The sequence below is a fragment of the Streptomyces sp. NPDC037401 genome (assembly GCF_055602345.1).
Window position 1 is genome coordinate 1 of sequence record NZ_JBVJWO010000007.1, and the last position, 26,962, is coordinate 26,962.

General features: G+C 72.7%; 23 protein-coding genes and 1 tRNA gene. 13 read left to right on the forward strand and 11 right to left on the reverse strand.

The genetic code is table 11. From position 1 onward, the window contains the following. Nucleotides 1–145: 145 nt before the first annotated feature. Nucleotides 146–1,315 carry a steroid 3-ketoacyl-CoA thiolase gene (locus ACZ7H1_RS08330; protein ID WP_470784795.1) on the reverse strand — a complete coding sequence of 390 codons (1,170 nt, stop codon included), beginning with the start codon at nt 1,313–1,315 and terminating at the stop codon, nt 146–148. A 312-nt stretch (nt 1,316–1,627) separates the two neighbouring features. Between ACZ7H1_RS08330 and ACZ7H1_RS08335 the strand changes: the two genes are divergently transcribed. Beyond that, a complete protein-coding gene (locus ACZ7H1_RS08335; RefSeq protein ID WP_470784797.1) occupies nt 1,628–2,872 on the forward strand; it encodes a cytochrome P450 in 1,245 nt (414 codons plus the stop codon). A gap of 240 nt (nt 2,873–3,112) precedes the next feature. On the opposite strand, the gene ACZ7H1_RS08340 is transcribed toward ACZ7H1_RS08335, so the two are convergent. Further along, complete coding sequence (locus tag ACZ7H1_RS08340) at nt 3,113–5,188, reverse strand: phosphatase PAP2 family protein (RefSeq protein WP_470784799.1); 2,076 nt, start codon at nt 5,186–5,188, stop codon at nt 3,113–3,115. 131 nt (nt 5,189–5,319) lie between these two features. Here ACZ7H1_RS08340 and ACZ7H1_RS08345 point away from each other — a divergent pair, with 131 nt between their 5' ends. After that, complete coding sequence (locus tag ACZ7H1_RS08345; RefSeq protein WP_470784801.1) at nt 5,320–5,646, forward strand: antibiotic biosynthesis monooxygenase family protein; 327 nt, start codon at nt 5,320–5,322, stop codon at nt 5,644–5,646. A gap of 74 nt (nt 5,647–5,720) precedes the next feature. On the opposite strand, the gene ACZ7H1_RS08350 is transcribed toward ACZ7H1_RS08345, so the two are convergent. Beyond that, complete coding sequence (locus ACZ7H1_RS08350; protein WP_470784802.1) at nt 5,721–6,116, reverse strand: nuclear transport factor 2 family protein; 396 nt, start codon at nt 6,114–6,116, stop codon at nt 5,721–5,723. A 144-nt stretch (nt 6,117–6,260) separates the two neighbouring features. On the opposite strand from ACZ7H1_RS08350, the gene ACZ7H1_RS08355 reads away from it, so the two are divergent. Beyond that, nucleotides 6,261–6,791 (forward strand): GNAT family N-acetyltransferase, encoded by a 531-nt coding sequence (locus ACZ7H1_RS08355; protein ID WP_470784804.1) that lies wholly within the window; start codon nt 6,261–6,263, stop codon nt 6,789–6,791. A 15-nt stretch (nt 6,792–6,806) separates the two neighbouring features. Here ACZ7H1_RS08355 and ACZ7H1_RS08360 read toward each other — a convergent pair whose 3' ends face one another. Next, the gene (locus ACZ7H1_RS08360; RefSeq protein WP_470784805.1) at nt 6,807–8,864 is read right to left on the reverse strand and encodes an MDR family MFS transporter; all 2,058 of its coding nucleotides are present in this window, start codon (nt 8,862–8,864) and stop codon (nt 6,807–6,809) included. Nucleotides 8,865–8,994: 130 nt separating this feature from the next. Between ACZ7H1_RS08360 and ACZ7H1_RS08365 the strand changes: the two genes are divergently transcribed. Both ACZ7H1_RS08365 and ACZ7H1_RS08370 read left to right on the forward strand, forming a co-directional pair. After that, nucleotides 8,995–10,041 carry a peptidoglycan-binding domain-containing protein gene (locus ACZ7H1_RS08365; protein ID WP_470784806.1) on the forward strand — a complete coding sequence of 349 codons (1,047 nt, stop codon included), beginning with the start codon at nt 8,995–8,997 and terminating at the stop codon, nt 10,039–10,041. A gap of 479 nt (nt 10,042–10,520) precedes the next feature. Further along, entirely contained in the window at nt 10,521–11,204 is a 684-nt protein-coding gene (locus ACZ7H1_RS08370; protein ID WP_470784807.1) for an HAD-IA family hydrolase, read from the forward strand. Nucleotides 11,205–11,336: 132 nt separating this feature from the next. Here the strand turns inward: ACZ7H1_RS08370 and ACZ7H1_RS08375 are convergent, their stop codons facing one another. Next, on the reverse strand, nt 11,337–11,918 hold the full coding sequence (locus tag ACZ7H1_RS08375) for a TMEM165/GDT1 family protein (RefSeq protein ID WP_470784808.1): 582 nt from the start codon (nt 11,916–11,918) through the stop codon (nt 11,337–11,339). 492 nt (nt 11,919–12,410) lie between these two features. Here ACZ7H1_RS08375 and ACZ7H1_RS08380 point away from each other — a divergent pair, with 492 nt between their 5' ends. The 4 genes from ACZ7H1_RS08380 to ACZ7H1_RS08395 all read left to right on the forward strand — a co-directional run bounded on the left by ACZ7H1_RS08380 (nt 12,411) and on the right by ACZ7H1_RS08395 (nt 16,342). Further along, on the forward strand, nt 12,411–13,055 hold the full coding sequence (locus ACZ7H1_RS08380; protein ID WP_470784809.1) for an HNH endonuclease family protein: 645 nt from the start codon (nt 12,411–12,413) through the stop codon (nt 13,053–13,055). 79 nt (nt 13,056–13,134) lie between these two features. Further along, nucleotides 13,135–14,805 carry an alkaline phosphatase D family protein gene (locus ACZ7H1_RS08385; RefSeq protein ID WP_470784811.1) on the forward strand — a complete coding sequence of 557 codons (1,671 nt, stop codon included), beginning with the start codon at nt 13,135–13,137 and terminating at the stop codon, nt 14,803–14,805. 245 nt (nt 14,806–15,050) lie between these two features. Then, a complete protein-coding gene (locus tag ACZ7H1_RS08390) occupies nt 15,051–15,695 on the forward strand; it encodes a DedA family protein (RefSeq protein WP_470784812.1) in 645 nt (214 codons plus the stop codon). 158 nt (nt 15,696–15,853) lie between these two features. Continuing rightward, on the forward strand, nt 15,854–16,342 hold the full coding sequence (locus ACZ7H1_RS08395) for a hypothetical protein (RefSeq protein ID WP_470784813.1): 489 nt from the start codon (nt 15,854–15,856) through the stop codon (nt 16,340–16,342). A gap of 20 nt (nt 16,343–16,362) precedes the next feature. Here ACZ7H1_RS08395 and ACZ7H1_RS08400 read toward each other — a convergent pair whose 3' ends face one another. Further along, nucleotides 16,363–16,599, reverse strand: coding sequence for a DUF2277 domain-containing protein (locus ACZ7H1_RS08400; RefSeq protein WP_470784815.1), 237 nt, complete (start codon nt 16,597–16,599; stop codon nt 16,363–16,365). Between the two features lie 215 nt (nt 16,600–16,814). Between ACZ7H1_RS08400 and ACZ7H1_RS08405 the strand changes: the two genes are divergently transcribed. Then, nucleotides 16,815–18,989, forward strand: a complete 2,175-nt coding sequence (locus ACZ7H1_RS08405; RefSeq protein WP_470784816.1) for an FG-GAP repeat domain-containing protein — start codon at nt 16,815–16,817, stop codon at nt 18,987–18,989. Nucleotides 18,990–19,096: 107 nt separating this feature from the next. Here ACZ7H1_RS08405 and ACZ7H1_RS08410 read toward each other — a convergent pair. Then, nucleotides 19,097–19,171 (reverse strand) — tRNA-Val (locus ACZ7H1_RS08410). Nucleotides 19,172–19,357: 186 nt separating this feature from the next. Here ACZ7H1_RS08410 and ACZ7H1_RS08415 point away from each other — a divergent pair. The 3 genes from ACZ7H1_RS08415 (at nt 19,358) to ACZ7H1_RS08425 (ending at nt 21,739) form a co-directional block, all read left to right on the forward strand. Next, the gene (locus ACZ7H1_RS08415; protein WP_470784818.1) at nt 19,358–20,653 is read left to right on the forward strand and encodes a hypothetical protein; all 1,296 of its coding nucleotides are present in this window, start codon (nt 19,358–19,360) and stop codon (nt 20,651–20,653) included. A 100-nt stretch (nt 20,654–20,753) separates the two neighbouring features. Continuing rightward, nucleotides 20,754–21,485 (forward strand): DUF4383 domain-containing protein, encoded by a 732-nt coding sequence (locus tag ACZ7H1_RS08420; RefSeq protein WP_470784819.1) that lies wholly within the window; start codon nt 20,754–20,756, stop codon nt 21,483–21,485. Between the two features lie 50 nt (nt 21,486–21,535). Further along, nucleotides 21,536–21,739 (forward strand): FmdB family zinc ribbon protein, encoded by a 204-nt coding sequence (locus tag ACZ7H1_RS08425; protein WP_470784820.1) that lies wholly within the window; start codon nt 21,536–21,538, stop codon nt 21,737–21,739. 19 nt (nt 21,740–21,758) lie between these two features. Here the strand turns inward: ACZ7H1_RS08425 and ACZ7H1_RS08430 are convergent, their stop codons facing one another. From ACZ7H1_RS08430 to ACZ7H1_RS08445, 4 genes are read right to left on the reverse strand one after another with little or no spacing between them, the layout of a single operon-like run. Then, a complete protein-coding gene (locus tag ACZ7H1_RS08430) occupies nt 21,759–22,418 on the reverse strand; it encodes an O-methyltransferase (protein WP_470784822.1) in 660 nt (219 codons plus the stop codon). 5 nt (nt 22,419–22,423) lie between these two features. Next, the gene (locus ACZ7H1_RS08435) at nt 22,424–23,257 is read right to left on the reverse strand and encodes an HAD family hydrolase (protein WP_470784823.1); all 834 of its coding nucleotides are present in this window, start codon (nt 23,255–23,257) and stop codon (nt 22,424–22,426) included. Further along, the gene (locus ACZ7H1_RS08440) at nt 23,254–25,776 is read right to left on the reverse strand and encodes a phosphoribosyltransferase (RefSeq protein ID WP_470785146.1); all 2,523 of its coding nucleotides are present in this window, start codon (nt 25,774–25,776) and stop codon (nt 23,254–23,256) included. The genes ACZ7H1_RS08435 and ACZ7H1_RS08440 overlap by 4 nt, the downstream gene beginning before the upstream one ends. Then, nucleotides 25,773–26,936, reverse strand: coding sequence for an HpcH/HpaI aldolase/citrate lyase family protein (locus tag ACZ7H1_RS08445; RefSeq protein ID WP_470784824.1), 1,164 nt, complete (start codon nt 26,934–26,936; stop codon nt 25,773–25,775). The genes ACZ7H1_RS08440 and ACZ7H1_RS08445 overlap by 4 nt, the downstream gene beginning before the upstream one ends. Nucleotides 26,937–26,962 lie beyond the last annotated feature (26 nt).

Sequence of the window (26,962 nt, forward strand, 5' to 3'; positions counted from 1 at the left end):
TCCCCCCCCGACCCCTTGCAGCCACACCCCCCCCCCCCCCCCCCCCCGCACCCCCCCCCCCCCCCCCCCCCCCCCCCCCCCCCCCCCCCCCCCCCCCCCCCCCCCGGGGCCTTCCCCCATCCCCAGGGCTCGGTCGCAGCAGTGTTCAGAGGCGCTGGATGATCGTGCCGGTGGCCAGCGCGCCGCCCGCACACATCGTGATCAGCGCGAATTCCTTGTCCCGCCGCTCCAGCTCGTGCAGCGCGGTGGTGATCAGCCGGGCACCGGTGGCGCCGACCGGGTGGCCGAGCGCGATGGCCCCGCCGTTGACGTTGACCTTCTCCAGGTCCTGGTCGAAGACCTTGGCCCAGCTGAGCACGACGGAGGCGAAGGCCTCGTTGATCTCGACCAGGTCGATGTCCTTGAGCGACATCCCGGCCTTGCCGAGCACCGCCCGCGTCGCGTCGATCGGCCCGTCGAGGTGGTAGTGCGGGTCGGCGCCGACCAGCGTCTGGGCGACGATCCGGGCCCGCGGCCTGAGCTTGAGCGCGCGGGCCATCTTGCGCGAGGCCCACATCACGGCGGCCGCGCCGTCGGATATCTGGGAGGAGTTCCCGGCCGTGTGCACGGCGGTCGGCATGACCGGCTTGAGCCGGGCCAGCGCCTCCATGGACGTGTCGCGCAGACCCTCGTCCCGGTCGACCAGCCGCCACATGCCCTGCCCGGCGGCCTGCTCCTCCTCCGTCGTCGGCACCTGGACGGCGAAGGTCTCGCGCTTGAAGCGCTCCTCGGCCCAGGCGACGGCCGCCCGCTCCTGGGAGCGGACGCCGAGGCGGTCCACGTCCTCGCGGGTCAGGCCGCGGTTGCGGGCGATGCGCTCGGCGGCCTCGAACTGGTTCGGGAGGTCGACGTTCCACTCGTCCGGGAAGGGCTTGCCGGGGCCGTGCTTGGAACCGGAACCGAGCGGAACGCGGCTCATGGCCTCGACGCCGCAGGCGATGCCGATGTCCATGACCCCGCCGGCGATCATGTTGGCGACCATGTGGTTGGCCTGCTGCGAGGAGCCGCACTGGCAGTCGACGGTCGTCGCGGCGGTCTCGTACGGCAGGCCCATGGCCAGCCAGGCGTTGCGCGCGGGGTTCATGGACTGCTCGCCCGCGTGCGTGACGGTGCCGCCGACGATCTGCTCGACACAGTCGGGCCGGATGCCCGTACGGGCGAGGAGCTCGCGGTAGGTCTCGCCCAGGAGGTAGGCGGGGTGGAGGTTGGCGAGCGCGCCTCCGCGCTTGCCGATGGGGGTGCGTACGGCTTCGACGATGACGGGTTCCGCGGCCATGAGCTCGTCCTCTCCTCCACAGCGGCGGTCCGTCCCGGCGGCCCGCGGCAGGGGTGTGTCCACGTGTGGGGGTACCCAGGTGCCCAGCCCCCGAACTAGTACGCGTTCTAGTTCTCCCCGCAGTCTTATGACCGGAACCCTCGCTACGCAAGGGTCTTGCACGGCCTTGCACGATTCCCGCACGCAGGGGCCACCTCGCCGTCGCAGCCGGGAACGCCAGGTCGGAGTGGTGCCGCGACCCTTGCCACTTCTAGAACTCGTTACTACCTTCAAAAACAACTTCTGATGGGCCGTCAGACTTTGGAGTTGCCGATGCCCTGCCCAGCGCTGCCCGAGGGGTTCGACGCCACCGACCCCGACCTCCTCCAAGCCCGCGTCCCGTTCCCGGAGTTCGCTCGGCTGAGGCAGACCGCCCCGGTCTGGTGGTGCCCGCAGCCCCGCGGCATCACCGGCTTCGACGACGAGGGCTACTGGGCCGTCACCCGGCACGCGGACGTCAAGTACGTCTCGACGCACCCGGAGCTCTTCTCCTCCACCACCAACACCGCGATCATCCGCTTCAACGAACACATCCAGCGCGAACAGATAGATGCCCAGCGTCTGATCATGCTGAACATGGACCCGCCCGAGCACAGCCGGGTCCGCCAGATCGTCCAGCGCGGCTTCACCCCGCGGGCCATCCGCGGCCTGGAGCAGGCGCTGCGCGACCGGGCCCGCCGGATCGTCGAGGAGGCCAAGGCGGCCTCGGCCAAGGGCAGTTTCGACTTCGTGACGCAGGTGGCCTGCGAACTCCCGCTCCAGGCCATCGCCGAACTGATCGGCGTCCCGCAGGAGGACCGGTCCCGGATCTTCGACTGGTCGAACAAGATGATCGCGTACGACGACCCGGAATACGCGATCACCGAGGAGGTCGGCGCCAACGCGGCGATGGAGCTCATCGGCTACGCCATGAACCTCTCCGCCGCGCGCAAGGAGTGCCCGGCCAAGGACATCGTCACCCAGCTCGTCGCGGCGGAGGGTCAGGGCAACCTCGGCTCGGACGAGTTCGGCTTCTTCGTCCTGCTGCTGGCCGTGGCCGGCAACGAAACCACGCGCAACGCCATCAGCCACGGGATGCACGCCTTCCTCACCCATCCCGAGCAGTGGGAGCTGTACAAGGAAAAGCGGCCGGCGACGACCGCGGAGGAGATCGTCCGCTGGGCCACCCCGGTCATCTCCTTCCAGCGCACGGCCACCCAGGACACCGAGCTGGGCGGCCAGAAGATCAGCAGGGGCGACCGGGTGGGGATGTTCTACTCCTCCGCCAACCACGACCCCGAGGTCTTCGAGAACCCGGACGTCTTCGACATCACCCGCGACCCCAACCCGCACCTGGGATTCGGGGGCGGCGGCCCGCACTTCTGCCTCGGCAAGTCGCTGGCCGTCATGGAGATCGACCTGATCTTCAACGCACTCGCCGATGCCCTGCCGGACCTGCGGCTGACCGGCGACGCGCCGCGCCGGCTGCGCGCGGCCTGGCTCAACGGCATCAAGGAACTCCAGGTCAGCCACGGCTGACCCGGACCCCGGCGGCAGGGGCCGCTCCCTCCCACGCCCAGGCCCCTGCCGTCCCCTCTCCGCACCGCCCCCGGGCCCGGCCCCGTTCCCCGGGCCCGGCCCCCGCCCGTCCGGCCCGCACCCGTCCGGGTGGCGCACCGGCCGCGACGGGGCGATCCTGTCTGACAGCGACGATCCAGCCGAAGGGGTTGCAGGGCAGCGCTGCCCTGCAACCCCTTCGGCCTGCGGCGGCCTGCCCGGTCACCTCGTGAGGACGTGGTCCGGCAGGTCCCGGCGCTGCTGGACGGGCAGCTGCACCCCGGCCGGCCCGGCCCCCCGCCCCCCGCCGCGGGGGCCGGACAGGACGTGGACGAGCCCGAAGCCGGCGAGGACCACCGCCGCGCCGCCGACGGCGTCGAGGACCCAGTGATTGGCCGTCGCGACGATCGCGCAGACCGTGACGAGAGGGTGCAGCAGCCCGAGGAGCTTGTGCCGGCGCCGCGCCGCGACGACGGCGATGACGATCCCGCACCACAGCGACCAGCCGAAGTGCAGCGAGGGCATGGCCGCGTACTGGTTGGAGATCGCGGTCATCGCCCCGTACTGCGGATTCGCCAGGTCCTGCGGGCCGTGCACGGTGTCGATGAAGCCGAGGCCGGGCATCAGGCGCGGCGGCGCCAGCGGGAAGAGCCAGAAGCCGAGGAGGGCGATGAGCGTCGCGAGGCCCAGGGAGGCCCGCGCCCAGCGGTAGTCGCCGGGGCTGCTCCGGTACAGCACCCCGAGGATCGCCAGCGGCACCACGAAGTGGAACGACGTGTAGTAGAAGTTGAAGAACGCCTCCAGCCAGGGGGCTTCCACGACCGCGTGGTTGACGGCGTGTTCGATGTCGATGCCGAGCCGCTGCTCGGCGGACGCGATCCGGCGCGCGTGCCCCTCGGCGAGGGCGCGGCTGTCGGGGGCCGCGGCCCGGATGTGGGAGTAGAGCGAGTAGCCGACCCGGATCAGCAGCAGTTCCAGCAGCAGGTTGGGCCGGCTGAGGCCCCGGCGCCAGAGGGGGAGCAGCGGGATCCGCGGCCACCGGGCCGGGGCCGGGCGGGCGCGGCCGGCGGGCACCGGACGGGCCCAGTGCGGCGAGCTGCGCGGCAGGAACGGCACCGCACAGGCTGCCGCCAGTGCGGTCAGGAGCAGCACGTTCTCCCGTACGGGCGCCAGCGCGGCCAGGTTCGGCAGCAGCACGTCGCTGGGCAGGGTCATGACCAGGACCACGGTCACGGGCCAGACGGGCCGGTCCGCGCCCCGGGTGCCGGCCCTTCCGGCGATCGCGAGGAGCACCCACAGCAGCTGGTGCTGGCGGCCGGCGGGCGAGACGGCGACGGCGGCGCATCCGGCGACCGCCACGGCGAGGAGGAGCTGGCCGTCGCGGGCGTACCGGACGGCGCGGCGCAGCCCGAACCAGCAGACGGCCGCGGCGAGGAGGAGGCAGAGCGCCATCCCGGCGGGTCCGCCGAGGCCTAGGCGGAGCAGGGCGCCGTGCAGGGAGTGGTCGGCCGGGGCGCCGGCGGGTCCGCCGAGGCCGGTGCCGGCGAGGTGGTGGACCCAGTACGCCCACGAGTCGTGCGGCATCGCGGCCCACGCGAGGGCCGAGCAGCCGGCGAAGGTGGCGGCCGTGGCGCGGGCGGCGGGGCGGCGGTCGGTCAGCCAGAGCAGCGGTACGAAGAGCAGCAGGGCGGGCTGGAGGGCCGCGCCCAGGCCGACGAGGACCCCGCCGCCGCGCCCGGCGGGCACGGTCGGCACGGCGAGCGTGCCGAGCAGGACGAGGAGGACCGGGAGGACCGGGAGGACCGGGAGGATGCCGGGCAGGCCGGGCGAGAAGGTGCCGCGGACGGGCAGCGAGAGCATCAGCAGGGCGATCGCGACGGGAGCGGCGAGCAGGGCGGTGCGCCGGGCGACCGGGCCGGGCAGGGCGCGCGCGGCGACGATGCCGACGGCGACGACGAGCAGCAGCGTGCCGAAGGTCCGGGCGGCGCCGAGTGCTTGTTGCGCCGAGCCGGTGAGGGGTTCGAGGACGAGACCGGCGAACGGCGTCCCGCCGAACCGGACTCCGCCGCCTTCGTAGAGTCCGCCGGGGGCGTGCAGGACGCCCCCGGGGCCGGTCCAGGTCTCCCGGCCGGCGGGCCGGTCGCCGGGCGGCAGGCGCAGGGCGCCGACGGCCTGACGGGCCACCAGGAGGCCTGCCAGCAGCCACAGGGCGCCGCGGGCCGCGGGCAGTATGCCGCCGCCCTGGTCCGTGACGCCGGCGTGCCCCTTCGCCCCGCTGTGTTCTGCCGCATCCGCCACGCGCCGACGGCCTCCTGCCGTATTGCCCCGTCTGCGCTGCGGCAGATCCGGATCAGGCGACGACGATAGTGCGAGGAGTCGTAACCGTCGGTTCGAACCCGGTCACATCACGGGTTTGGCAGGATGGCGGCATGAGCATCGTGAAGATCAATGCACTGACCGTACCGGCCGAGCAGCGCGAGGAGCTGGAGAAGCGCTTCTCCGCGCGCGCCGGTTCCGTGGAGAACTCCGACGGCTTCGAGTGGTTCGAGCTGCTGCGCCCGATCGAGGGCACCGACACGTACCTGGTTTACACCCGTTGGCGTGACGAGCAGGCGTTCCAGGCGTGGATGGAGGGCCCGATGAAGGCGGCCCACCAGGGCGGTGCGGGCGGCGGCGAGCGCCCGAAGCCGGCTGCCTCCGGGTCGACGCTGTGGTCGTTCGAGGTCGTCCAGCAGGCGGCGCCGAAGCAGGGCTGAGCCCGGCCGCGGACGGCGTACGGCCTGCACGCGCCCGGGGCACGGTGTGCCCGGGCGCTGCGGGTCCCGGCCCCTCAGTTCCAGAAGGCGTTCTCCTCGTCGATGTCCGCCGTGCACTCGTCGATGTCGGTGATCTTGCCTCCGACGATGGTGAAGAACAGGCCCTGCTGGATCTCGATCCCCCTGTCTCCGCGGTCTCCCCTGAAGGTGTGGAGGCTCATCGCGTGCCCGCGGCCGTCCACGAGCACCGACTCCAGCTGGACCTGGAGGGTGCCGCCGGTCTCCTCGCCGAGCCGCCGGTACAGGTCGAGGACGTTCTCGCGTCCCTTGTGGTGACCCGACAGCGGACTGCTTCCCGGCACGTGGTGGATGACGTCGGCCGTCATCAGGGCGCCGAGCGCCTCCATGTCCCCCTTGCCGAATGCCTCGTAGCCCTTGCGCACAAGAACCGCGTCCGGATGCTGCGACATCACGCCTCACACCCTTCATGAGTATGAATTGCACTTTTTCTCATCATCCGTCCGCGCCTGTGGATATTCCACGCGGGGCGGGGGCGGGGGTCGCCACAATGGCCGCATGGACCAGATGGCGGAACGACGGGGAGCGGAGCAGCGATGACGAGGGAAAACGGCAGCTGGAGCGTGGCCCGGGAGCACGGCGGCTGGAGCGTGGCCCGGGAGCACTTCGGCACGCCTGAGGCCACCGCCTTGCGGCGGAGGTACTACGCCGAGGTCGCGAGCCGCTACTGGGGGCGGCCGGCGACCGAGGCCGAGGTGGACACAGGGCTCGCGGACGACCCCGCCGACGCGCTCACGGCTCCGACCGGCGCCTTCGTCGTGGGGAGGTACGGCGGCGAGGCCGCGGCCTGCGCCGGGGTGCGGCTGCTGGACCCGGCGACGGCCGAGCTGACCCGGGTGTTCGTGCGGCCGGAGCTGCGCGGTACCGGCGGGGGCGGGGCGCTGCTGGCGGCCCTGGAGGAAGCGGCCCGGGACCTGGGCGCGGAGCGGATACGCCTGGACACGCGCACGGACCTGGTCGAGGCGCGCGGGCTGTACGCGAAGCACGGGTACGAGGAAATACCCGCCTACAACTCCGGCCCGTACGCCCAGCACTGGTTCGAGAAGAAGCTCCAGCCGCTCGGCTGACGGGGGTCCGGGGCCTCAGTGCGCGGCGTGGTCGCGGCGCGGCAGCGTGTCGTACGGCTCCTCCGCGTCGGAGCCGCAGAGCTCGCTGTTCAGCTCCTCGACCAGCTTGACCAGGTCCGTCGGCCGGTCGGGGCCCCACCAGTCGCCCAGCAGCTCCGCCAGGGACTCCTGGCGGGCCGCGGCGAGCCGGCGCGCCGCCGCCCGCCCGGGTTCGGTGAGCACCAGGGCCAGACCGTCGCGTTCGGCCAGCCCGCGCTCCTCGACCTGCCGGGCGGCATCCGTGATCACCTTGATCGGGACGGAGGTGCGCTCGGCGAGCATGGCGGGCTCGGTCGAGCCGTACTTGTTGATCCGCAGCAGCATCCAGCTGGACGCGGGCAGCAGGTCGTAGCCGGCCTTCGCGGTGATCTTCTCGTAGATGTGCCGGCGGCCCTCCCGGGTGCCCAGCACCGACAGGGCGCGGGCCACCTCCTCGTGGGAGGTGCGCTGGACCGGGTTGGAGGCGAGGGTCTCGGTGACGTCGGGCGCGGTCACCGACGCCCGCAGCTTGTCCTCCTTGAGGAACCAGGCGACCACGAAGGCGACCAGCACGATCGGTACGGCGTAGAGGAAGACGTCGGTGATGGCGGTGGCGTAGGCGTCGAGGACGGGCGGGCGCAGGGCGGGCGGCAGCAGTTCGACGGCCCGCGGGTCGGCTTCCAGCTGCCGGGGGCCGGCCCCGGGAGGCAGCTGCCGGCCGGCAAGGACCTCGTTGAGCTTGTCGTCGAGGCGGTTGGTGAAGACGGTTCCGAAGAGGGCGACGCCGAAGGAGGCGCCGATGGAGCGGAAGAAGGTGGCACCGGAGGTGGCGACACCGAGGTCGGCGTAGCTGACGGCGTTCTGCACGACCAGCACGAGCACTTGCATCACGAGGCCGAGGCCGGCGCCGAAGACGAAGAAGTAGACGCTCATCTCCCAGGTGGAGCTGGTGCGGTGGAGCTGGTGCAGGAGCAGCAGGCCGAGGGCGGTGACGGCGGTGCCGGCGATGGGGAAGACCTTCCATCGCCCGGTGCGGCTGACGATCTGGCCCGAGGCCGTGGACGAGATCAGCATGCCCAGGACCATCGGCAGCATGTGGACGCCGGACATGGTGGGCGAGACGCCCTGGACGACCTGGAGGAAGGTGGGCAGGTAGACCATCGCGCCGAACATCGCGAAGCCGACGATGAAGCTGATCACCGAGCAGAGGGTGAAAGTGCGGATGCGGAACAGCTTGAGCGGCAGCACGGGTTCGGCGGCGCGCCTCTCGACGAGGACGAAGGCGACGAGCAGGACCGCGCCCAGGACGGCGAGCCCGATGATCTGGGCCGAGCCCCAGGCCCAGGTCGTTCCGCCGAGGGAGGCGACGAGCACGAGGCAGGTGGCGACGGACGCGATGAGGAAGGTGCCGAGGTAGTCGATGGTGTGCTGCGAGGAGCGCACCGGGATGTGCAGCACGGCTGCGATGACCAGGAGGGCGACGATGCCGATGGGGATGTTGACGTAGAAGACCCAGCGCCAGCTGAGGTGGTCCACGAACACGCCGCCGAGCAGCGGTCCGAGGACGCTGGTCGCTCCGAAGACGGCGCCGAACAGCCCCTGGTACTTGCCGCGCTCCCGCGGCGGGACGATGTCGCCGACGATGGCCATGGACAGCACGATCAGACCGCCGCCGCCCAGACCTTGCAGGGCGCGGAAGCCGATGAGCTGCGGCATGTTCTGGGCGAGGCCGCAGAGGGCCGAGCCGATGAGGAAGATGACGATGGCCGTCTGGTAGAGCTTCTTGCGGCCGTACTGGTCGCCGAGCTTGCCCCACAGCGGAGTGGCGGCGGTCGAGGCGAGCATGTAGGCGGTGACGACCCAGGAGAGGTGGTCCATTCCGCCGAGGTCGCTGACGATCGTCGGCAGCGCAGTGGAGACGATGGTCTGGTCGAGAGCGGCGATCAGCAGGCCGAGCAGCAGGGCACCGATGGCGACGAGCACGCTGCGCCGGGTGTGTTCCGCACCGGGTCCGGGACCCGGGTCCACGGCTGCGGCGGTCACTTCCTGAGCCATGAACTCCTCCTCAGGGCCGGTACACGGTTCCATCCTGAGCGGTGTGTCTGGTTATGGCCTGTTGGGAGGGTTGGGCAGACCCCGGGAGGTCTGCATAATCGCAGGCAGCTGCCAGGGAGGGGATCCATCAGTGAGCGCTCAGCGCTGTCCGGAATGCGATGCCGAGGGCGGCTGCGGCTGTGGCGCCGCAGCCGGTTTCGACCATCTGCGGATCCGTCCCTACATGACCCGCCCCGACACACCGGGCGCGGGCGGCCCGGTGTCGCCCCCGAGGCTCCTGGGGGTCGTACAGGCTCCGGAGAGCCGGACCCCGGGCGCCGAGATCTGGGGCGCGGGTGCGGGCGCGGGATCGGGTGTCGCTGCGGGTGCGGGGCACCCGGCCGGGCACCCGTCCCAGGGCCGCACCGAGGTGCTGCCCCCGGTGCCCGCCGGGGCTCCGGAGTACGGCATACCCGGGCAGGGCGGCTGGGACGACGCGCCGTACGGCGCGTACGGCCCCGGCGGCCAGATCGTCGACGAGACGGTGCAGCTGCAGGCGGTGCCCGGCGGGGACGGTCCGCGCGGCGGACGGGGCCGCGGCCGGGCGGGGCGCAAGGGACTCCCGCTGGCCGTGGGCGCGGCCGTGGCCGTGGTCGGCGCCGGGGTGCTGGCCGCGAGCCTGCTGTCCGGCGGCGAGGAGAGCGACCGGCTCCTGCCCGACCCGAAGCTCTCCCTGCCCGCGGTGAGCCTGGCGCCGGACACCGGAGCCCCCGAGGCACCCGAGGGCACGACCGGCACCCCGAAGCCCTCCTCCTCCGCCGAGGCTTCGGAGTCGCCCTCCGCCTCGGCGTCCCCGTCGGGCGCGGCCTCCGCGTCCCCGTCGGCGGGCGCGACCCGCCCGGCCACGACCGCGCCGACCCCCTCGGCCTCCGCCACGACCCGCTCCCCGAGCCCGTCCGCATCCACTCCGCAGGTGCGGACGCTGCAGCGGGGAGACAGCGGCGCGGAGGTCCGGGAGCTCCAGCTCCGGCTCCAGGAGATGGACTTCTACTGGGGCCCGGCGAACGGCAAGTACGGCCGCTACGTGGAAAGCGCGGTGGCCGACTACCAGCGGTGGGCGAACATCATCGGCGACGAGGAAGGCGTCTACGGCTGGGCAACCCGCCGCGCCCTGGAAGCCCAGAGCCACGAGCCGTAGTCCTTCACACCGGGACCCGCTCCGCCCACCGCCCAGAGCGCCGGGCCGACCGGCCCCACCCCGGACGGTCTGCGCGCCGATCCCTCGGCGACCGACGCCCTGACCACCCGGGCATTCAGCCGGCCGAGCACGCCCACCACCCCTGGCATTCAGCCGGCCGCCGCCCCGGCACAGGGACGACCGGGCCGGCCGTACGCGCCCCCCTTCCCCGCCGACCGCCCGGGGTGGTCGTGACGTGTGCCACTTCGCCGTAGGAGTCGGCAGGGGTCGCGCCACTCCCCTCCCCTACGGGGACCTGGGCCGACGGGCAGGGCCGGGCCCCGGCGCCGCCCCGCGGATTTTCGACGACCTCCGCGCGCCACTGGCGTAGACCGCCATGTATTTTGTATCGTGAAGAAACAAAGTGGTTCCGTCCTCACTCCCTGACCGGTGGACGGAACCACTTGTTTCTCTTCTCCCGCCCGTCTGGAGCCCCGCCGATGCCGGCCAGCACCGCCCCCACCCCCCTCGTCCTGACCGCCAAGGCCCTGCTCCTGGACATGGACGGCACCCTGGTCAACTCGGACGCGGTGGTCGAGCGCTGCTGGCGCGAGTGGGCGGTCGAGCACGGCCTCGACCCGCACGAGGCCCTCAAGGTGGTCCACGGCCGCCAGGGTTACGCGACCATGGCCCTGCTGCTCCCGGACCGCCCCATGGCGCTCAACCACGCCGAGAACGCCGTGATGCTCGCCCGCGAGACGGCCGACACCGACGGCGTCGTGCCGATCGAGGGCGCACCGGCGTTCATGGCGGCCATCGGCGGGCTGCCGCACGCGCTCGTCACCTCCGCCGACGAGGCCCTGGCCACGGCCCGGATGACGGCGTCCGCCCTGCCCATGCCCGAGGTGCGCGTCACGGCCGAGAACGTCGAGGCCAGCAAGCCGCACCCGGAGGGCTTCCTCAAGGGCGCCGCCGAACTGGGCGTCGACCCGGCGGACTGCATCGTCTTCGAGGACTCCGGAGCCGGGATCGCCGCCGGGCGGGCCGCCGGCATGCGCGTCGTGGGCGTCGGACCGCGCGCGGGCGAGCACGGCCCGACCGTGCACGTCGCCGACCTGAGGTCCGTACGCGTGGAGCCGGCCCCGGACGGCTCGATCCGGCTGACCGTGGCCGCCGCAGCCTGACCTGCACGACGCACGCGGACTCGGACACGGACACGGACACACGCGACGGAGGGGCTCGCACCGGCGGATGCCACCGGTACGAGCCCCTCCGCATGCCCGGGTCCGGGTGCACCCCGGCCCGCTCGGCTCAGCTCAGCCCGCGATCGCCTCGTAGAGGCTGAAGACCGCCAGCGCCGCCATCACGGCCGCCGCGATCTTCGTGATCAGGCGCAGCGGTACGTACTTCATCAGCGTGCGGCCGCCCAGGATGCCGATGCCCGCGACGGCCCACAGGGCCAGTACCGCGCCCAGGCCGACCGAGACGGGATCGTCGTAGCGGGCGGCGAGGTTCGCGGTCATGATCTGGGTCAGGTCGCCGAACTCGGCGACCAGGATCAGCATGAAGCCCGCCCCGGAGACCTTCCAGAAGGACTGGTCCGCGGGCGCCTTGACCTCTTCCTCATCGTCGCTCTTGCGGAACAGCAGGACCGCCGCGCCGGCCAGGAAGAGGACGCCGACCACCGCCTGGACGAGCCGGTGCGGCAGCAACGTCAGCACGCTGCCCGCCGCGATGGCGAGCGCCACGTGCACGGCGAAGGCCGCCGCGACCCCGGCGAAGACGTACGAGGCGCGGTAGCGGGTGCCGAGCATGAGCCCGGCGAGGGCGGTCTTGTCGGGCAGCTCGGCGAGGAAGACGACGCCGAAGGCGATCGCCAGGATGCTGAAGCTGATCACGGGGTGGAAACCTCAATCGGTCGGGCAGGAGGCTGCCGCACCGAGAGACCTGCGCTGTTTCAGGGGTCGCTTCGGCACAGCGGCGCCCTGAAGGTACGAGGACACTGCGGCCGAAGGTCTCGCTGGCCGACCGCTGACCGCGGCCTGCCTCCGGGCGCCGGCTGGGTGACCCAGCAGTATGTCGACGGTCCGGCGAAGAGCTACTCCCCTTCTGCTCCGTACAGATTACGGCACCTCCGGGGCGCCCAGGAATGGACCTCGATGCCGAGCCTCCCCCTCGCCGCCGGCCGGCCGCGCGCACCGGCGGAGCCGCCCGCCACACCGGAATCTCAACTTCCGCTTGAACGGGGTTGGTTGGACGGCTTGATCTGACGTGACCATGTCGCCACCCTGTTACCTGGCGCCCATCCCCGTGACACCCGGCGCCGCCACGATGGCCGGGCCCCGCCGGGGTCCGCACCGCCACGCAACCCCCCGCACCTAGGAGTCCTCATGTCCGGTGTCTACGCGCGTCGATTTGGCATGCTCGCGGCAGCAGCGGCCACTTTCGCGGCCACCGCGCTCGTGAACGCACCCGCCGCCCAGGCCGCCATGCCCACGCCCATGAGCGCCGCCGCGGCCCGCTCCTACCTGGCCTCGGTCACCGCCAAGGCGGAAGGTTCCTCCAGCGGCTACAGCCGTGACCTCTTCCCGCACTGGAGCACCGTCTCCGGCTCCTGTAACACCCGCGAGACCGTCCTCAAGCGCGACGGCGTGAACGTCGTCACCGACTCCGCCTGCGCGTCCGTCAGCGGCAGCTGGTTCTCCGAGTACGACGGCGCCACCTGGACCGCCGCCTCCGACCTCGACATCGACCACGTCGTCGCCCTCTCCGAGGCCTGGCGCTCGGGCGCCAACTCCTGGACCACGGCCAAGCGCCAGCAGTTCGCCAACGACCTCACCCGGCCGCAGCTCATCGCCGTGACCGACAACGTGAACCAGGCCAAGGGCGACCTCGACCCCGCCGAGTGGCTGCCCTCCCGGACCTCGTACCGCTGCACCTACGCCCGCGCGTGGGTCCACGTGAAGCAGTACTGGGGCCTGACCATCGACTCCGCCGAGAAGACCGCCCTCCAGAACGTGCTGAACGGCTGCTGATCTTCGCCGCCGATCAGGAACCATCGACCCCCTCTCCGTCGTACCTTGAGACAAGGGGCGACGGAAGAGGGGGAGTTGGATGGGCGTACTGCGCCTCGGGCCACTGCTGCGGTACGTGGACTGGGACACCGGTGACACCGCCACCGTCTGGGTCGAGGCCGACCGGCCCTGCACGGCAGAGGTCCGCTGCGCCGACGGGGCCGGCGGTTCCGTACGCACCTTCCAGATAGCGGGCCACCACTACGCCCTGATCCCCGTCACCGGTCTGACCCCGGGGAGCACCACCGCGTACGAGGTCCTGCTCGACGGCCGTACGGTCTGGCCGCTGCCCGACAGCCGCTTCCCGGCCAGCACGATCACCACCCCGGCCGCGAAGGCCCCCGGCCGGGCCCCGGCCCCGCTCCGGGTCACCTTCGGCTCCTGCCGGCAGGCCGCCCCGCCCGCGGAAGGCCGCGGTCCGCACGGCCCCGACGCCCTCGACACGCTCGCCGCCCGGCTGGCGGCGGCCCCCGAGTCCGTCCGGCCCGACGTACTGCTCCTCCTCGGCGACCAGGTCTACGCCGACCAGCTGTCCCGCGAGACCCGGCGCCGGGTCGCCTCCCGGCGCGGGCTGGGCGAGGCCCCCGGTGCCCAGGTCGCGGACTACGAGGAATTCACCTGGCTCTACTACGAATCCTGGCTCGACCCGGAGATCCGCTGGCTGCTGTCGACGGTGCCCAGCTGCATGATCTTCGACGACCACGACCTGTCCGACGACTGGAACACCAGCGCCGCGTGGGTGGCCGAGCGGCGCGCCCTGCCCTGGTGGCAGGAGCGGGTGCTCGGCGGGCTGATGTCGTACTGGGTCCACCAGCACCTGGGCAATCTCTCCCCCGCCGATCTGGCCGCCGACCCGCTGTACACGGCCGTGCGCACGACGCCGGACGGGACCGACGCGCTGCGCCGCTTCGCCGCCGGAGCCGACGCCGACCCCGCCTCCGTCCGCTGGAGCTACCGCCGCGACTTCGGCGGGACCCGGCTACTGATGGTCGACACCCGGGCCGCGCGCGTCCTCGACGAGGAGCGGCGCGCCATGCTCGACCCGGAGGAGCAGCAGTGGCTCCGGGACAACGCCCTGGAGGGCCACGGCGGCTACGACCACCTGCTGATCGGCGCCTCGCTGCCGTGGCTGCTCCCGCCGCTGATACACGACGCGGAGGGGTGGAACGCCGCCCTGTGCCGCGGCGAGCGCGGGGAGCGCTGGGCGCGGATCGGGGAGGACCTGCGGCGGCGCAGCGACCTGGAGCACTGGGCGGCCTTCCCGCCGTCGTTCGCGGCGCTCACCGATCTGATCGAGGAGGTCGGGACCGGCCCGCGGGCCCCCGCCACCGTGTGCGTGCTGTCCGGCGACGTGCACCACGCGTACGTCGCCGAGCCGCGGACCGCGACCACCTCGCGGATCTTCCAGCTGACGTGCTCCCCGGTGCACAACTCCATCCACGTGGCGGTGAAGGTCGGCTTCCGGTTCGCCTGGAGCCGGGCGGGCCGGTGGCTCGGCCGGGTGCTGAGCGGGCACGGCCGGACCGGGCGGCCACCGCTGGTGTGGCGGCGCTCGGGCGGACCGTGGTTCGCGAACCAGCTCATGACCCTGGCCCTGGAGGGCCGTACCGCACGGCTGCGGCTGGAACAGGCCCGCAAGGGCGGCCGGGGCGAGCGGGCCGGCGCGCGACTGGTCACGACGCTGGACCGGGACCTGACGGCGGACGGGTAGCCGCCGGGGCACGGCGGGGGCAGGACGCAGGGGGCGGTCGCGGGCCGGACCCTCCCTTTTTGGCGGGCCCTCGGGCGGGCGCGCCAAAGGGACGGGTCCGGGGGGTTGACACAGCGCAGGCCCCGCCCGCAGGCCACGTGAACCCCATGCGTACGCTGTATGGCTGTCAGGCCGCCCCTGCCGCTCCCCCGCGACGTCGCGGCGCGTTACGCCGATGCACGTCAACCGGACTGGGGAGTCCCGTTTTGCTTGAGACTGTGGGGTCGCTGACCACGAGCCCCTGGATCTACGCGGTGGTGGCGGTTTCCGTCATCCTCGACGTCTTCCTGCCCGTACTGCCCAGCGGAGTACTGGTGATCACCGCGGCTGCCGCGGCCGCCGCGGCCGGTGCCGCGGAAGCCGCCGGTGCCGTCGGCGCCGGCCCGCCCGTACCCGAGCCGGTTCCCGACATCTTCGGGCTCCTGGTGTGCGCCACCACCGCCTCCGTCGTGGGCGATCTGGCCGCGTACCGGCTGGCCCGCCGCGGCGGGCCCCGGCTGAACCGGGCGATCGCCCGGTCGCGGCGGCTCACCCGCGCCCAGGAACGCCTCGGACAGGCACTGAGCCGGGGCGGCGGGGCCCTCGTCGTCATCGCGCGCTTCGCCCCGGCCGGCCGGTCCGTCGTCTCGCTGGGCGCGGGCGCGGCGCACCGCCGGATCAAGGACTTCCTGCCGTGGTCGGCCCTGGCGGGCATGGCCTGGGCGGGCTACAGCGTGGGGCTGGGGTACTTCGGCGCCCAGTGGCTCGGGGCGACCTGGCTGGGCACCGCCGTGTCGGTGGTCGCGCTCTTCGCCGCAGGCGGGCTGGCGGCGTACCTCGTGCGCCGGCCGGTCCCGGCGCCCGCGGGCTGAGCCCGCTCCCCCGGGCGGCTCAGCGCGCTCACCCGTTCACCCGGCCCCGATCGCCTGGCTCGCCCACGGCTCCTAACGTCCACAGCACGGTGCGCATCCGATTCCGCGTCACATCCGTGCCCTGGCCGCGCCGTTTCCGAGGAGCCGAGGAGTTACCCATGCGACTCACGAGCGTCGCGGCCGCGACCGCACTGACCGCCGCCGCCGTCCTGCCCGCCACCCTGACCGCCGCGGTCCCGGCTGCCGCCGCGGCCGGGCCGATCGCCGCGGTCTCCCCGAGCACCGTCGCCCCCGGCGGCCGGGTCTCGCTGAACATCGAGGGCTGCAACACGCGCACCGGCCGGGCCACCTCCACCGCCTTCCGCGACGTCCACCTGACGGCCGGCAACCTGCAGGCCTCCAACCTGTTCGGCACCGCGCAGGTCCTCCGGAACGCCACCCCGGGCTCGCACTCGGTCACCTTCGAGTGCGGCGGCCGCCGGGTCACGGTCTCCCTGCAGGTCACCCCTGGTGCGGCCCGCGGCGGCCTCGGCGGCAGCATCGGCGCGATGAGCCCGGCCGAGATCGCCCTGGGCGCGACCCTGGCCACCGGCGCGCTGGGTGCCGGCATCTGGGTCCTGCGCCGCCGCCCCCGTACGGGCCGCTGACCTGCGCGCGGCCCCTCGGCCTAGGCCTCGGCGTGCGCGTGGCGGTGGCCGCCGCGCACCTCTATCCCGTCGAGCAGCGCCCGGGTCGCCTCGGCCACCGCCTCGACGGCGGCGTCGAAAACCTCCCGGTTGTGCGCAGCGGGCGCCCGGAACCCGGACACCTTCCGTACGTACTGCAGCGCCGCGGCCCTCATCTCGTCCTCCGTGGCCTTCTCGGGCAGGGCGGGCGGACGCAGCGTCTTGATACTCCGGCACATGCTCCGAGTATCCCCCTGCACCCGGCCTCCTGTCCGGTGTACGCGTCACCCCCGTAAAACCCGGGCCCACGCGTACAACCACCTCCCCTCCTGGCGAGTCTGATCGAGCGGTACGCACAGACGTGCGGGCCGATCGGCTCCTCAGGGGGACTTCCTTGCATTCCGCACGCAGCACCCGACACCGTCTCGGCGCCTCTATCGCCACCGTTCTCGCCGTGTCGGTCGGTGCCGGCGTACTGGTCTCGCCCGGGGCCGCGGCCGCTCCGGTCTCCGCGAGCGGTGCCGTCGCCGGCATCACCGCCACCGCCACCGCCGAGGCGAATCTGCCCCTCGACGCCGAGATCGTCAGCACCGGCGACACCGGCTACCTCACGTCCCGGAAGGACGGCGCCGGCACCACGGTCCTGGAGTGGCACGGGTTCGCCGACGGCTCGGTGGTGCCGGTCGGTACGGACGCCACCGGTCACGACAGCAACTCCGACGTCGTCGTCACCAGCAACGGCGCCGGCGCGGTGTCCCTGCGGGACATGACGCCCGGCGCCGACTGGTCCGCGTCCTTCGACCTCGTATCCGAGTTCAAGGCCGGGGCCAAGCTCGTCGGCGTGGTCGGCCGGTACCTCTTCGTGACCGTTCCGACCACGGCGGACTACCACGAGCTGTGGCAGCTCACCCAGGTCGGCGGGGTCACACAGAAGACGCAGCGCGCGAGCGGCCCCTACAGCCAGAACTTCAAGGTCGTCGCCTCCACGGCCAGCCACGCGCTCATCCTCAGCAGCAACCGGGTGTTCCCCTCGCCGGCGACTTTCCGGACCGATTTCTGGAGCGAGCTCCTCGGCCTCACCGGCCCCTCCGGCACCAGGGAGGTCACCGGCGCGTGGGGACCGGCCTCCACGGGCGCGTACACCGCCGACTACAGGGCGTGGAGCGAGTACGCGGGCGGCGTCACCAGGCTCGTCGTGAGCGGGCGCAGCATGACGCGGCGGTACGAAATGGACAGCTCCATGAGCAGCGCGGTCATCGCCGGCATCGCCGGCCACTCGCTGCTCTACGGCGTGCCGGGGAAGGCCGCCGACGAGACGCTGCGCCCGCTGTACGCGCGGAGGGTCACCACCGCCGACGCCGCGCCGTACAAGCTCCTGGAGCACTTCTCCAGCGTGGCCCACGCCCCGGACGGCAGCCTGCTCGTGCGCGGCGCCACGGCCGACGCCGACGGGCTGTTCCGGATCTTCGACGAGACGGACGGCATTCCGCGCGTCACGCTCGTGGCGGAGACGGGCCGTGTCCTGGCCGTCAAGGTGGCCGGGTCTGCGGTCCCGACCGCGGTCAACCTGGAGAAGCCGGGCACCGCAGTCCCGATGGAGTGGACCCTGTCCCGGCCGAACGCCACCGTGGACCTCACGCTCACGCACACGGCCACCGGCAGGAAGCTCACCAAGCACCTGCCCCAGCCGGTCGCCGACAGCCGTTTCGCCTTCGTGTGGGACGGCCTCCTGGACGGCATCAGCGCCCCGAACGGCGCGTACACCTGGCAGATCACCGCCACTCCGGCCGACGGCGTCGGCGGCCCGGCGACCGCCTCGGGCGGCCTCCAGGTCTCGCGTCAGGCCAACCCGCACGACTTCAACGACAACGGCTCGACGGACGTCCTCTCGCGCGACGCCTCGGGCGTCCTGCAACGGGACGACCTCTTCGACTGGCAGTCCGGCAGCCGGATCACCACCGCCAAGCGGACGAAGGTCGCCACCGGCTGGCAGGTGTACAACCAGATCGAGGCCGCCGGGAACCTCGCCGGCACCGCGGCGGGCGACCTCGTCACGCGCGACACCTCGGGCGTCCTGTGGCTCCACCAGGGCACCGGCAAGGGCACCTTCGCACCCCGTACCAAGGTCGGCGGCGGCTGGCAGGTCTACAACAAGACCACCGGCGGCAGCGACCTCACGGGCGACGGGCGCCCCGACCTCCTCGCCACCGACACCGCAGGCGTGCTGTGGCTCTACAAGGGCACCGGCAGCCCGTCGGCCCCCTTCGCCCCCCGCGCCCGGGTCGGCGGCGGCTGGCAGATCTACAACCAGATCACTGCCGTCGGCAACATCGCGGGCACCGCTGCCGGCGACCTCGTCGCCCGCGACACCTCCGGCGTCCTCTGGCTCCACCAGGGCAACGGCAAGGGCGGCTTCACCGCCCGCGTCAGGATCGGCGCCGGCTGGAACGCCTTCCCCCACCTCGTCGGCGCCGGCGACGCCACCGGCGACGGCCGCCCCGACCTGATCGCCCACGGCCCGAACGGCACGTACGTCTACCGCTCGACCGGCTCGCCGACGACCCCGTTCATCCGGCAGGCGACGAACCTGTACGCGGGCGAGGGAAACAAGTTCAACAGCATCGCCTAGCCGAACCGGGGGCCCTCGTACGGCAGTTGAGAGCCGGACTGCCGTCGGGAACCCGTGACGACCCACGACGAAGGCCCCCGACCGTGACCGGTCGGGGGCCTTCGTACTGGTGGGCGCGGACGGTTTCGAACCGCCGACATCTGCTTTGTAAGAGCAGCGCTCTACCCCTGAGCTACGCACCCCCGCCGGCCTGGAGACCGGCACATGATCGCTGCCTCTATGAGTGGACAGCCTACGTGACTCCGCCGACTGCCGAAGCAGGCAGCTTCCAACCCTAGAGTTGTGGTCCAGCCCGAACCAGCCCCATCCGGAGTGGGAAGAAACTATCACAAGCTCTCCCACCACCCAGGAGTGCACGGTGGGAGAGAATGGAGCAAGGCAAGGCGGGACACGGGCGGACGGGGTACGGGAGAGGGATTGTGACGGCGACTTCCCGGCGGTGGTTCGGTGGGCGGGACGAGAGTCGGCGGGCCGAGGCGCAGGCGGCGAAGGATGCCGCGGCCGACGCGTTCTACGAGCTCGACACGGCACAGCGGGACCTGCGGATCTCGATCGAGACCATCGCCGCGGCGGACGGGTCGCCCGGGGCGCGGCAGGCCGCCGACGGGTTCACGGCGCTGGGGCAGCGCATCGACCAGGTCAGCCACCAGTACATCGAGACGGTCGACCGGTACGACCTCGACCGGGCGGAGTTGGACGCCGGGGTCGCCGTCCGGGCCCGGGACGAGTTGACGCGCGCCAAGGACGAGCTGGTCCGCGTCAGGGGCGAGCTCGACCGGTTCGAGCAGAGCCTGCGGCCGCTGCTGGACAAGGCCGAGACGCAGCTGGCGCGGCTCGCGCCGGCGCGGGAGCGGGCGAAGGCCGCGCTGCTGGCGGCGAGCAACGCCCTCGACGAGGTGCGGGCGTCGGGGATGCGGGCCGACGAGCTGGCCGCCCGGCTCGCCGCGCTCGCGCCCGAGCTGACCAAGCTCAACCAGGGCGCAGGGCAGCACGGGGTGCAGGAGACCATCCAGCGTGCGGACAGGCTGCTGCGCGAGGCCGAGGGGATACGGGCCGAGGCCGAGCGGCTGCCGGAGCGGGCCGCCGAGATGGACCGCCGGCTGGTGAGCCTGCGGACCCGGGCGCAGGCGCTGCAGACGCGGGCCGGCCAGGTGGATCCGATCCTGAGCGAGCTGCGCCGCCGGTTCAGCGCGGAGTGCTGGCAGGACCTGCAGCAGGTTCCGGACCATGCCGCCGCTTCCGTGGCGCAGGCAGAGGAGAAGCTGCGCGAGGCGGCCGCGGCGCGCAGCACCCAGCACTGGGCGGACGCGACGGCCATGCTGGGGACCGTACGGGCGCTGCTCGACGCGACGGACGGGGCGGTGTCGGCGGCCGGGGACCGGCTGCGGCTCCTGAACGCCGTGGCCGAGGATCCGCAGCAGGAGATCGACCGGACGCGGTTCGCGATCCGCGATGCCCAGCGGCTGGCGATGGAGGGCCGCAGTGTGCCCGACGCGCGGCACGCGCGGCCGCTGGACGACGCGGTCGCCCGGGTGGAGCGGGCGCGCGCAGGGCTGGAGGAACGGCATCCCGACTACTGGCGTTTCCTCCAGGAGATGAAGGAGATCCGGGAGGCGGTGGGCCGGGTCGTGACGGATCTGCGGGGCAGGCGCGCCGTCGGGTAGGGCGCGAGCCGTCCAGGTTTTTCCGATCTGTTCGGAGTTGTCCGGGGGGCGGCATCGGCGGATGCTGGGAGGTGCACGCAACGGACCAGAGGAGCGCGGTATGGCTGCCCACACGTCCCAGAGGCCCAGTGCACCCCGGACACCGCACGCACCCCAGGAATACGCACCTCATGCGGCGTACGGGTGCCACGAGCCCCACGAGCACTACGCGCCGTACGTACCGCACGAGCCCTACGAGACCGGCCCGCCGGAGAAGTCCCACGTGGTGCAGCGCCTCCTGCATCCCGTCAATGCCACGCTCGACGAGCACCTGCCCACCGACCACAAGCTCAGCAAGGTCTACCGGGTCGGGGCCGGGCTGACCGGTCTGCTGCTCGTCGTCTTCGGGATCCTCGGCCTGACCGACAACATCGGCTTCTTCGACACCGGCGGCGACCGCGTCCTGGGCATGAACACCAACGGCGCGCTGAGCGTGCTGTCGATCCTGGTCGGCCTGCTGCTGTTCGTCGGCATGGTGATCGGCGGGACGTTCGCCTCGACGCTCAACATCGTGCTCGGCGTGGCCTTCATCGCCAGCGGCTTCGTGAACCTCGCGCTGCTCGACAGCAACTACAACTTCCTGGCCTTCCAGATCGAGAACGTGCTGTTCAGCTTTGTCGTCGGCGTGATGCTGATGTGGTTCGGAATGTACGGGCGTGTCGGCAGCGCGCTGCCGCACGACAACCCGTACTGGCAGGCCCGCCACCCCGAGCAGGCGGCCCGGGAGCAGCGGGCGCGGGCCGGTACCCGGTCCCCGGCAGGCAGTGGCGGCCGCCCGCAGCCGCAGGCCTGATCCTGCGGGGAGGGCTTCGCCCGGCCGACACGAGTGCGTAGCCTGTGCGCATGCCTCGATACGAATACCGCTGCCGGACCTGCGACGACACCTTCGAGCTGAACCGGCCGATGGCGGAGTCCTCCGCGCCCGCCGACTGCCCGCAGGGGCACGGCGACACCGTCAAGCTGCTGTCCGCCGTCGCCGTGGGCGGTACGGCTGCCGCCCCCGCACCCAGCGGCGGCGGGTGCTGCGGGGGCGGCGGCTGCGGCTGACGGAGCGGCCGGCGGGTGGTCAGCGCTTGCGCGAGAAGGTCAGGCCGTCCGAGATGATGGTCATGACGCTCTCCATGCGCGGGTCCGCGGCCACGTGGTCGTTGAAGGCCTGGACTCCCGCGGCCGCCTCGGACGGGTCCTTGTCCAGGACCCTGCCGTGGAAGAGCGTGTTGTCGGTGACGATCAGGCCGCCGGGCCGCAGCCTCGGCACGATCTCCTCCCAGTAGGCGATCTGGTTCTGCTTGTCCGCGTCCAGGTACGCCATGTCGATGTGCGGCTCGGCCGGCAGCGCCCGCAGGGTGTCGAGGGCCGGGGCGATGCGCAGGTCGATGAGGTCCGCCACGCCTGCGGCCTCCCACGCCTCGCGGCCGTACGCGGTCCACTCCTCCGAGATGTCGCAGGCGATCAGCGTGCCGTCGGCGGGGAGGGCCTGGGCCATGGAGAGGGTGGAGAAGCCGGTGAAGGTGCCGACCTCCACGATGGTGCGGGCGCCGGTCAGCCGGACCAGGAACGCGAGCAGCGGGCCCTGCTCCTCGGCCGACTGCATGCCGGCCGAGTCCGGGAACTTTTCGTAGGTCGTCGCGACGACCCCCCGCTGGATCGCGTCCAGCGGGGGGTTGTGTGCGAGCACGTAGGCATAGAGCTCGTCGGTGATCTTGGTTGAGTTGCCCTTGGTCATGGGCCTCAGTCTGCCGACAAGACGCCCGATCCACCGGAGGCTCGGGCGAACTGGCGCACGATTTCCTCTCCGGCGAGCACGCCCAGCTGGTCGAGGGCGGTGACTCCCGGCGCTTTCCAGCCGGCGTCGGCCAGTTCTCCGTGGCCCGGCCGCCACGCCCGGTCCGCCGCCACCAGCAGGTCGGCGTCGAGCAGCGAGTCGCCGGCGGCGAGGGTGTGGTCGGCCCCGGTGCGCCGGGCCACCTCCGCCATCGCCGCGCTCTTGGTCAGCGGCTTCGGGACGGCGTAGATCTTGCGGCCCTGGAGCGAGACGCCCCAGCCCCGGGCCTCGGCCCACTCGGACAGGTCCTTGACCCAGTCCGTCGGCAGCAGCGGGCGTTCGACGACCAGGTAGGCGAAGAGGTCCTCGGCCACCCGCTCCTTGCGCAGCCACGCCGGGTCCGCGGTGGCGATCAGGTGGGCCCGTACGTCCTCCAGCGGCGCGCACTCCTGCGCGAGCTTCCCCGCCACGGCGCGCCGCCAGTCGCGGTCCGGGACCCCGTCGACCAGCAGCTGGCCGCCGTTGGCACAGATCGCGTACCGGGCCGGACGGCCGGGGAAGCTGATCCGCTGGTACTGCTTGCGGGTGCGGGTGGTGGTCGGCACGAAGACCACGCCGGGCGCCGAAGTGAGCTCCGCCAGCAGGGCCGCGGCCGTCTCGGTCATGTAGGACAGCGGCTTGCTCTCGTGCACCTCGACGCAGAGCAGCCGGGGCGCCTCCGCGTCGGGCATGGCCAGCGCGAGGGCAGCCGACGAGTAGATGAGCGTACGGTCGAGGTCGCTTGCGATCAGGACGGTCACTTCGAGGCCACCGCCTTTCCGTCGGCGCCCGTGGCGCCGCGCGTGTACCGGGGGTGGATCAGTCCGACACAGGTGTAGGGAAGGCCGTCGACCTCCTCGACCGGGACCCCGCGCTGCTCGGCGAGCAGGCGTACGTGGCCCAGGTCGGCGCCCGCACCCCGGCGGGCCAGGATCTTCCAGGGGACGCGGCGCAGCAGTACCCGGGTGGTCTCGCCGACCCCGGGCTTGACCAGGTTCACATCGTGGATGCCGTACTCCTCGCTGATGCGCTCGACCGCGGCCCACCCCTCCCAGGTGGGGGAACGGTCCGCGGCGAGCAGTTCCTTGACTTCCGAGGCGACGGCTTCGGTGACCTCGCCGAAGCGGGCCGCCACCGTCTCCACGAAGTCCACGGACACGTCCGCACCGGCCAGCTCGCGATAGAACTTCGCACCGTGGAAGTCCTGCGGGCCGACCAGGTCCGCCCGCAGCACGGTACGCGATATGAGCCCGGAGACCGTGGAGTTGAGGCAGGCGGAGGGGATGAGGAAGTCCTCGCGGGTGCCGTACGTGGCCACGCAGCCGCCGGGGTCGGCCAGCACCACGATGTCCGGGTTGAAGCCCTCGAACTCCTCCAGCGCGGCGGCCAGTTCGCGGGTGATGGCACCCTTGCCGGTCCAGCCGTCGACGAACACGACGTCGGCGGGGTCGTGGTGGGCGGCCAGCCAGCGCAGGGCGTTCGCGTCGATGCCGCGGCCGCGCACGATGGAGACGGCGTAGTGCGGGAGGTCGAGGCCGTGCCGGTACTGCGCCCAGCGGCGCATCAGTACGCCGACGGGCGTGCCGGCGCGGGCCAGGGAGACCAGGACCGGGGAGGGCGAGCGCTCGGCGAGGACGGTCTCGGTGACGGTGCCGACGGCGCGGGCGATACGGCTCGCGGAGGCGCTGAGGGCCGCCTGGTACAGCTCCTGGTACTGCGGGGTGGGCTGGTACTCGACGGGCAGGGACTCGGCGTAGTGGGCGCCGCCGGCCTGGATGGCCTCCTCGCGCTCCTCCGTGGGGGCCTCCAGCTCGACGCCGGAGAGGTCCTGGAGGAGCCAGCCGACGTCCTCGGCGGCGTAGGAGGAGAAGTCGGGGCCTCGGAGAGGCTCGGGCATCGTCGGCTCCTGCCGGTCGAGTGCGTCGGGTACGGCGGCGGATGCGGCCGGTGCAGTGGATACGGCGGGCCGCGACGGGACGTACGACGGGACGACGGCCAGCAGGACCCGCCCGGTGTGCGGGGCCAGCCTGGCGAGCAGCCCGTCCGGGGCGTGCAGCAGCTCCGTGTCGCCCACGGAGTCGACGACGGCCACGACGGCGTCGAAGCCCGCTCCGGCGACGTTGTACGCGTACCGGTCGCCGGGGCCGTCCGCGGGGTCGTCGTGGGCCGGGAAGACCAGCCGGGTGCGGATGGCGTAGCCGGGGTCGTCCACGGCCAGCACGGGCGAGCGGGTCGTGGTGGAGAAGCGGACCTCCGCGGCCGCGCCGGAGCGCTCCAGCTCGCGCGCGAGCCGCAGCGGCGCGTACATCAGTTCCTCGTTGCCGAGGACGAGCACCCGGCCGGGCTGCGGGCCGAGCGCGCCGGATATCCGCCCGGCCAGCTCGGGCAGCTCCTTGTCCAGGGCGTCGCGGTGCGCGGCGCTGAAGCCGTGCCGGCCGCCGTCGGGCAGCCCGGCGGGCCACCGCAGGTCCACCCGGACGGGCGGCACGACGGCCCCGGCAGCGGCTCCGGCCGGTGCCCCTGCCGCCTCGTACTGCTCCACCAGGGCCTGCCCCTTCGCGAGCACGCCCTCCGGGAGGGTCACCGTGCCCGTGGCCAGGGCGATCAGGTCGATGCGGGCGCCGAGCTCCGCGGCGAAGGCGTCGAGGCGCGCCCGGTCGGCGGCCGAGCGCATGTCCACGAGGGCCACGACCACGTAGTGCTCGCGCGGATACCGCGCGTGCAGGTCGCGGATGGTGTTCAGCACCGTGTTGCCGGTGGAGAACTCGTCGTCGACGAGCACCAGCGGACCGGTCCCGGCCAGCAGCTGCGGGTCCTCGGGGAGCAGCAGGTGGGAGGTGGCGTGGGAGTGCGACTCCTCGAAGCCTCCGGCCGCCGCGATCCCGGCCACCGGGCGCCGGGTCGAGTGCAGGCAGGCGGCGGGCCCGCCGAGGCCGTCGGCCACGCAGTGCCCGAGGCCGGTCGCGGTCTCCGCGTAGCCGAGGACGACCGCACGCTCCGCCTCCGCCGGGCCGAGCAGCTCCCGGACCCGCTCACCGAGACCGAAGCCGGCCCGGTAGACCGTCTCCGGGGACTGCGGCACGTGCTTTCCGAGCACCTGGGAGACCAGCAGATGGGCCCGCTTGGGGTTGCGCCGCAGGGCCAGGCCCAGCAGGTCCGCCAGCGGCGGACCGGGGACCTCGCCCTCTTCCAGGCTGACACCGAGCCGCTGGGCGACCCACGTTCCCGACCACACCACGTCGTTGATGACCGTCTCTTCCGTCGTCGTCCCCGGGCTCAGACCGAGAGCCCGGCCGTGAGCAGGTCCACGAAGCCGACCTGCTCCTTCGCCACACCGAAGACCTCGGCCCGCAGCAGCGTGCGCTCGGCCCAGGCCCGGTGGGGCTTCACTTCGTTCATTTTGTTCGTATAAACCGATCGGAGCACCCCACCACCGCCGCGCTCCGGCCGAAGAATGTCCTGCGCGTCGCTGAATTCTTCGTGCGAGACCACGGACAGGGCGTGCACGGGGGTGACGTGCGCCGGGTGGATGCAGGTCTTGCCGAGGAGTCCGTTGGCCCGGTCGAGCTCGATCTCGCGGAGCAGGCCGTCGAGGTCGTGCTCGATCAGCGCGGTGCGCAGCTCCTCGGCCTCGCCGTCGAGGAAGGGGCTGCGGCGCAGCTGGGGCTTGAAGAGCCGCTCCTGGTGGCGGAAGTACTCCCAGACCGGGCCGGTGACCGTGAACCCGGTTCCGTCGGCGCGGCTGAGGACGTTCACCACGTCCGCGATCACCCCGGCCACGATCTGGACGTCGTACGCCGTCATGTCGGGGGTGCGGCGCAGGCCGTACGCCGAGCAGAAGTCGGTGACGCCGAGGCGCAGCGCGAGCACGCGGTCGCGGTGCCGGTCGACGGTGCGGAAGATCCCGGCGAGCGCGCCGGCCCGGGTCTCCAGATGGAGTAGCTCGGGGGATTCGAGCACGGGCATGGCGAAGAGCCGCCGCCGGCAGGCGGCCTCGGCCTTGGCCACGGCGTCCAGGAAGGGCTCTCCACGCTCTTCCGTGAACTTCGGAAGTACGAATCCGGCCAAATGATGGACGGACGTGCCGAGGCGCTCGACGAGATCGCCGATCTGCTCGGGACGGCGCACCCGGATGAAGAGCAGCGGGAGCTCGCCGCCGCCCTCGTCGAGGTCCGCGAACTGCCGGACGAGGTTCTCCTCGGCTTCGGCCACCTCGGCGTCGCCGATGGAATCCTCCAGGCAGAGCACCATGGAGACGACCCCGCGGGCGGCCTGCTTGCGGACGTCGTCGGCGAGGCGGGGGCGGGTCGCGGGGCTGTAGAGCGTGGCGCCGAGGGCCGCCGCCAGGATGCGGGCCGGGGAGTCCGCCGTGAATTCGCAAGGCTCCTGGTGGAAGAGGTCCTTGCGAACCGCGGGCGATATGTGCCCGAAATGACGCATGTGCTTCCCCCGTACTGCCTAGGCGG

Bases quoted from the DNA above. Each gene is read 5' to 3' on its own strand.
- ACZ7H1_RS08335 (WP_470784797.1), top strand. From the start codon at position 1,628: ATGCCCTGCCCAGCGCTGCCCGAGGGGTTCGACGCCACCGACCCCGAC.
- ACZ7H1_RS08385 (WP_470784811.1), top strand. From the start codon at position 13,135: ATGGGCGTACTGCGCCTCGGGCCACTGCTGCGGTACGTGGACTGGGAC.
- ACZ7H1_RS08395 (WP_470784813.1), top strand. From the start codon at position 15,854: ATGCGACTCACGAGCGTCGCGGCCGCGACCGCACTGACCGCCGCCGCC.
- ACZ7H1_RS08345 (WP_470784801.1), top strand. From the start codon at position 5,320: ATGAGCATCGTGAAGATCAATGCACTGACCGTACCGGCCGAGCAGCGC.
- ACZ7H1_RS08400 (WP_470784815.1), bottom strand. From the start codon at position 16,599: ATGTGCCGGAGTATCAAGACGCTGCGTCCGCCCGCCCTGCCCGAGAAG.
- ACZ7H1_RS08350 (WP_470784802.1), bottom strand. From the start codon at position 6,116: ATGTCGCAGCATCCGGACGCGGTTCTTGTGCGCAAGGGCTACGAGGCA.
- ACZ7H1_RS08415 (WP_470784818.1), top strand. From the start codon at position 19,358: ATGGAGCAAGGCAAGGCGGGACACGGGCGGACGGGGTACGGGAGAGGG.
- ACZ7H1_RS08380 (WP_470784809.1), top strand. From the start codon at position 12,411: ATGTCCGGTGTCTACGCGCGTCGATTTGGCATGCTCGCGGCAGCAGCG.
- ACZ7H1_RS08370 (WP_470784807.1), top strand. From the start codon at position 10,521: ATGCCGGCCAGCACCGCCCCCACCCCCCTCGTCCTGACCGCCAAGGCC.
- ACZ7H1_RS08355 (WP_470784804.1), top strand. From the start codon at position 6,261: ATGACGAGGGAAAACGGCAGCTGGAGCGTGGCCCGGGAGCACGGCGGC.
- ACZ7H1_RS08425 (WP_470784820.1), top strand. From the start codon at position 21,536: ATGCCTCGATACGAATACCGCTGCCGGACCTGCGACGACACCTTCGAG.
- ACZ7H1_RS08430 (WP_470784822.1), bottom strand. From the start codon at position 22,418: ATGACCAAGGGCAACTCAACCAAGATCACCGACGAGCTCTATGCCTAC.
- ACZ7H1_RS08445 (WP_470784824.1), bottom strand. From the start codon at position 26,936: ATGCGTCATTTCGGGCACATATCGCCCGCGGTTCGCAAGGACCTCTTC.
- ACZ7H1_RS08420 (WP_470784819.1), top strand. From the start codon at position 20,754: ATGGCTGCCCACACGTCCCAGAGGCCCAGTGCACCCCGGACACCGCAC.
- ACZ7H1_RS08330 (WP_470784795.1), bottom strand. From the start codon at position 1,315: ATGGCCGCGGAACCCGTCATCGTCGAAGCCGTACGCACCCCCATCGGC.
- ACZ7H1_RS08360 (WP_470784805.1), bottom strand. From the start codon at position 8,864: ATGGCTCAGGAAGTGACCGCCGCAGCCGTGGACCCGGGTCCCGGACCC.